The sequence below is a fragment of the Roseateles sp. genome (assembly GCF_031397715.1).
Classification (GTDB): Bacteria; Pseudomonadota; Gammaproteobacteria; order Burkholderiales; family Burkholderiaceae_C; genus Paucibacter_A.
The window spans coordinates 1-4,552 of sequence record NZ_JANNMI010000004.1 but is presented as its reverse complement, the minus strand read 5'-3'; the positions used below and the strand labels follow the sequence as shown (position 1 = coordinate 4,552).

The window sequence follows — 4,552 nt, the reverse complement described above, 5'->3', positions numbered from 1 at the left end:
TGCAGATCGACTGATTAAATTTTGGGACAGTAGAACTCCTCAACACCCAACCATAACGCTGCAAGGACATTCGGATCCAACGGCGGCACTTTCGGCTCGATGCTGTCCACCCCCATCATCAACCCGCCGCAGTCGGCCATTTTGGGCGTGCATGCGACCAAGGACCGCGCCGTGGTCGAGAACGGCCAAGTGGTGGTGCGCCCGATCAACTACCTGGCCATGTCCTATGACCACCGCATCATCGACGGCCGCGAAGCCGTTTTGGGCTTGGTGACGATGAAGGAAGCGCTGGAAGATCCAAGCCGCTTGTTGTTCGACATCTAAATCGGTATGAGCCTCGCCTGGATTTATCTGCTGCTGGCCGGTCTGTTCGAGATCGGTTGGCCACTGGGCTTCAAGCTATCGCAGCAGGCCGAGTACCGCGTCAGCGGTATCGCCTTCGCCATCGTCTCGATGGGGCTGAGTGGCTGGCTGCTATGGATGGCCCAGCGCGAGATCCCGATCGGTACCGCCTATGCGGTCTGGACCGGCATCGGCGGGGCCGGCACTTTCTTGATCGGGGTGATGTTTTTCGGCGATGCCGCGACGCTGTGGAGATTCCTCGGCGTGGCGATGATCGTCGGCGGTGTCGTCACCCTCAAACTCGCGCACTGAGGGCAACCCGGGCGCATCGGAGCAAAAAACAATGACCACCCAACAATTCGACGTCCTCGTCATCGGCGGCGGCCCCGGCGGCTATATCGCGGCGATCCGCGCGGCCCAACTCGGCTTCAAGGTCGCCTGCGTGGACGAGTGGAAGAACGACAAGGGCGGCCCCGCGCCCGGCGGTACTTGCACCAATGTCGGCTGCATTCCGTCCAAGGCATTGCTGCAATCATCTGAGCATTTCGACCACGCCAACCACCACTTTGCCGAGCACGGCATCTCGGCCGACAACGTCAAGATGGACGTGGCCAAAATGCTGGCGCGCAAAGACACGGTCGTGAAGCAGAACAACGACGGCATTCTGTATCTGTTCAAGAAGAACAAGGTCACGTTCTTCCACGGTAGCGGCTCCTTTGTCGGTGCCAAGGATGGCCTGTACGAAATCAAGGCGGGTGAGGAAGCCGTGCTGGCCAAGCACGTCATCCTGGCGACCGGCTCGAACGCCCGCCAGTTGCCCGGCGCGCCCTTTGACGAGGAAATGATCCTGTCCAACGATGGCGCGCTGAAGATAGCCGCGGTGCCGAAGAGGCTGGGCGTTATTGGTGCCGGCGTGATCGGCCTGGAGATGGGCTCGGTCTGGCGCCGTCTGGGCTCCGACGTGACGGTCTTGGAGGGTCTGCCGACCTTCCTCGGCGCGGTCGACGAGGGCGTGGCCAAGGAGGCGCTGAAGCTGTTCAAGAAGCAGGGCCTGAAGATCGAGCTGGGTGTCAAGATCGGCACCGTCAAGGCGAGCAAGAAGAGCGTCAGCGTCAACTACACCGACGCCGCCGGCGTCGAGCACAAGGCCGAGTTCGACAAGCTGATCATCTCGATTGGCCGCGTCGCCAACACCATCGGCTTGAATGCTGAAGCGGTCGGCCTGCAGCTGGACGAGCGCGGCGCGATTGAGGTCGACGGCGACTGCAAAACCAATCTGGCCAATGTCTGGGCGGTCGGTGACGTGGTGCGCGGCCCGATGCTGGCGCACAAGGCGGAGGAAGAGGGCGTCGCGGTGGCCGAGCGGATCGCCGGCCAGCACGGTCACGTGAACTTCAACACGATCCCGTGGGTGATCTACACCAGCCCCGAGATCGCCTGGGTTGGCCGCAACGAGCAGCAGTTGAAGGCCGACGGCGTGGCCTACAAGGCGGGCCAGTTCCCGTTTATGGCGAATGGCCGGGCGCGTGCTTTGGGTGATACCAACGGCTTCGTCAAGTTCTTGGCCGATGCCACGACCGACGAGATCTTGGGCGTGCACATCATTGGCCCGTTTGCTTCCGAGTTGATCTCGGAAGCGGTGGTGGCGATGGAGTTCAAGGCCTCGGCCGAGGACATCGCGCGCATCTGCCATGCCCATCCGTCGCTGTCCGAGGCGACGAAGGAAGCGGCTTTGGCCGTCGACAAGCGCACGCTGAACTTCTGACGCCGCGAAAGTCGCATTGACCTCATGACGTCTGTTAGCGAGCTGTACCAGCAGACCCTCGCCGAGCGCGGCTTCACGGCCGACCCGGCGCAGCTGCGTGCGGTGGCAGCGCTGCAGCGCTGCCAAGACGAATGGGCCGACTACAAGGCCCGGGGCGGCAACGTGGTGTCCAAGCTCTTGATGCGGCCGCCGCTGCCGCGCGGCGTCTATATGTACGGCGGCGTCGGGCGGGGCAAAAGCTTCCTGATGGACTGCTTCTTTCAGGCCGTGCCGCTGACGCGCAAGACCCGGCTGCACTTCCATGAGTTCATGCGTGAGGTGCACCGCGAGCTGTATGAGCTCAAGGGCATTGCCGATCCGCTGGAGGAGTTGGGCAAGCGTATTGCCAAGCGCTTCCGACTGATCTGTTTCGACGAATTCCATGTCTCGGACGTCACCGATGCGATGATTCTGCACCGGCTGCTGGACGCCTTGTTTCGTCACCGGGTCAGCATCGTCACCACCTCTAACTTCATGCCCGATGGCCTGTATCCGAACGGCCTGCACCGCGACCGCATCCTGCCCGCGATTGCACTGCTGAACGAGAAACTGGAGGTCATCAATGTCGACAACGGCTTTGACTACCGCAGCCGCACGCTCGATCAGGTGGAGCTCTACCACTGCCCCCTAGACGACGCCGCCGACAAGGCGCTGAACACGGCCTTTGAGGCCTTGGCCGAGGCGCGCGACGAAGACCCGGATCTGCGCATCGAGCAGCGACTGATACGCGCAAGGCGCCGAGCCGGCGGCGTGGTGTGGTTTGACTTCGCTACTCTGTGTGGCGGTCCGCGTTCGCAAAACGACTATCTGGAATTGGCCGCCCAGTTCCACACCGTCTTGCTCAGTAATGTGCCCGAGATGCCGCCGCGTTTGTCGAGCGAGGCACGGCGTTTCACCTGGCTGATTGACGTGCTCTATGACCGGCGCGTCAAGCTGGTGATGTCGGCGGCCGTGGCCCCGCAGGCGCTCTACACCGAAGGGCCGCTGGCGCATGAGTTCCCGCGCACCGTCTCGCGCCTGCAGGAGATGCAGTCGTCGGAATATTTGGCGCTGGCAAGGCGCGATGTTGATACCTCGTTGACCTGAAGGATGCGCTGATGATGTGCAATGCTCGGCTCGCTGCCGCCGCTTTCTCCTTCCTGATCTGGCTGTGCCTGCCGGCATTTGCGAATACAGCCCCGGCTGCAGACGTCAGTGATGAGCGCGCCGAGTTGCTCCGTTTGACGGCGGCGCGCTCGGTTATTGCGCAGCAATTCGAGGCCGACAGTGAGCAATGCGCGCGCCGGTTTTTTGTCAACGCTTGCCTGGATGAGGCCAAGAGCAAACGCAGCGCGGCATTGAGGCCGCTGGAGGCGCGTGAGGCGGTGCTGGACACCCACCAGAGGCGCGCCCGAGCCGAGGCACAACGCGAACGCGCGACCCAGCGCGAGCGTGAATTTGCCGAGGCCGAAGGGCGCCAACGTACCGCGCAGCTGTTGGCCGCTCAAACGCCGGACTTGCCGCTTGCCGCCAAGGCAGGGCCGGCCTCCGGCCCTGCGATCACCGCATCGGTCAAGCCGCAATCAAAGCAAATCAAGGCGGACAAGGCTCAGGACGAAGCCAAGCGCCGGGAGCTGCAAAAAGCAAACTACCAAAGCGAGCAAGCGCTGCGGCAACAAGAAGCCGAACGCCGCCGGGTCATCAACGAAGCGAAGCAAAAAGGCAAGCAGCCACCGCTGGCCTTGCCCATCCCGAGCGCGGCTGAGATCGAGGCCGCCGGCAGCGCTGCGCCGCCGGTCAAGCGCTGATCAGGCCAGCGACTCCACCCTGACGATCGCCAGCGACAGGTTGTCGCCGCCGCCGCGGGCGCGTTGCCTCGCCTTGCTGATCAAGAGCTCAGCCGCTTCACGCGGCGGCAGGCTGTGCAGCACCACACCCAACTCGCTCGGAGTGAAGTAATGCCAGAGGCCGTCGCTGCAGCAAATCAGCGTGTCGCCTTCCTCAAGCAACTCGATGCAGTCGCTGCTGCCGATCGGGTCTTGCACCGTGCCCAGGCAGCCGGTCAGCAGATTCGACTGGGGGTGCGAGGAGGCATCGGACTCAGCGATCTGTCCTTCATCGACCAAGCGTTGCACAAAGGAATGGTCGAGCGTGCGCTTGAGCAAATTGGGCCCACGGAATAAATAGATGCGGGAGTCGCCCGAGTGGATCCAATGGCAGCGTTTGTCAGCGCCTATCATGAAGGCGGCCAGGGTGCTGTGCGGCTCTTCTTCGGCCGACAGCGCGGTCAGCTTGATCATCAGATGAGCTTCCGAGACGATTTGTTTGAGCAAATCTGCCGCTGATTCAACCCCGGGCACAAAGCGCTCGAACAGCTGCTGACTGGTCAGCAGCACCTGGTCTGCTGCCTTGCGGCCACCGCTCTTG

At 62.8% G+C, this 4,552-nt stretch carries 5 protein-coding genes and 1 pseudogene; 5 read left to right on the top strand and 1 reads right to left on the bottom strand.

Features of this window, described 5'->3' with window-relative positions; genetic code table 11:
- Nucleotides 1-75: 75 nt before the first annotated feature.
- The 5 genes and pseudogenes from RMO57_RS00140 to RMO57_RS00120 form a co-directional block, all read left to right on the top strand.
- Nucleotides 76-324, top strand: a pseudogene (locus RMO57_RS00140) (2-oxo acid dehydrogenase subunit E2); the annotation flags it as partial.
- Nucleotides 325-330: 6 nt separating this feature from the next.
- On the top strand, nt 331-654 hold the full coding sequence (locus RMO57_RS00135) for a multidrug efflux SMR transporter (protein WP_310383146.1): 324 nt from the start codon (nt 331-333) through the stop codon (nt 652-654).
- Nucleotides 655-685: 31 nt separating this feature from the next.
- Nucleotides 686-2,107, top strand: coding sequence for a dihydrolipoyl dehydrogenase (gene lpdA / locus RMO57_RS00130; RefSeq protein ID WP_310383145.1), 1,422 nt, complete (start codon nt 686-688; stop codon nt 2,105-2,107).
- A gap of 24 nt (nt 2,108-2,131) precedes the next feature.
- Nucleotides 2,132-3,232, top strand: coding sequence for a cell division protein ZapE (gene zapE, locus RMO57_RS00125; RefSeq protein ID WP_310383143.1), 1,101 nt, complete (start codon nt 2,132-2,134; stop codon nt 3,230-3,232).
- A gap of 11 nt (nt 3,233-3,243) precedes the next feature.
- On the top strand, nt 3,244-3,933 hold the full coding sequence (locus RMO57_RS00120; protein WP_310383142.1) for a hypothetical protein: 690 nt from the start codon (nt 3,244-3,246) through the stop codon (nt 3,931-3,933).
- Here the strand turns inward: RMO57_RS00120 and RMO57_RS00115 are convergent.
- Nucleotides 3,934-4,552: serine/threonine-protein phosphatase (locus RMO57_RS00115; RefSeq protein WP_310383141.1), on the bottom strand; the 619-nt coding region annotated here is incomplete at its 5' end. It abuts the gene before it with no gap.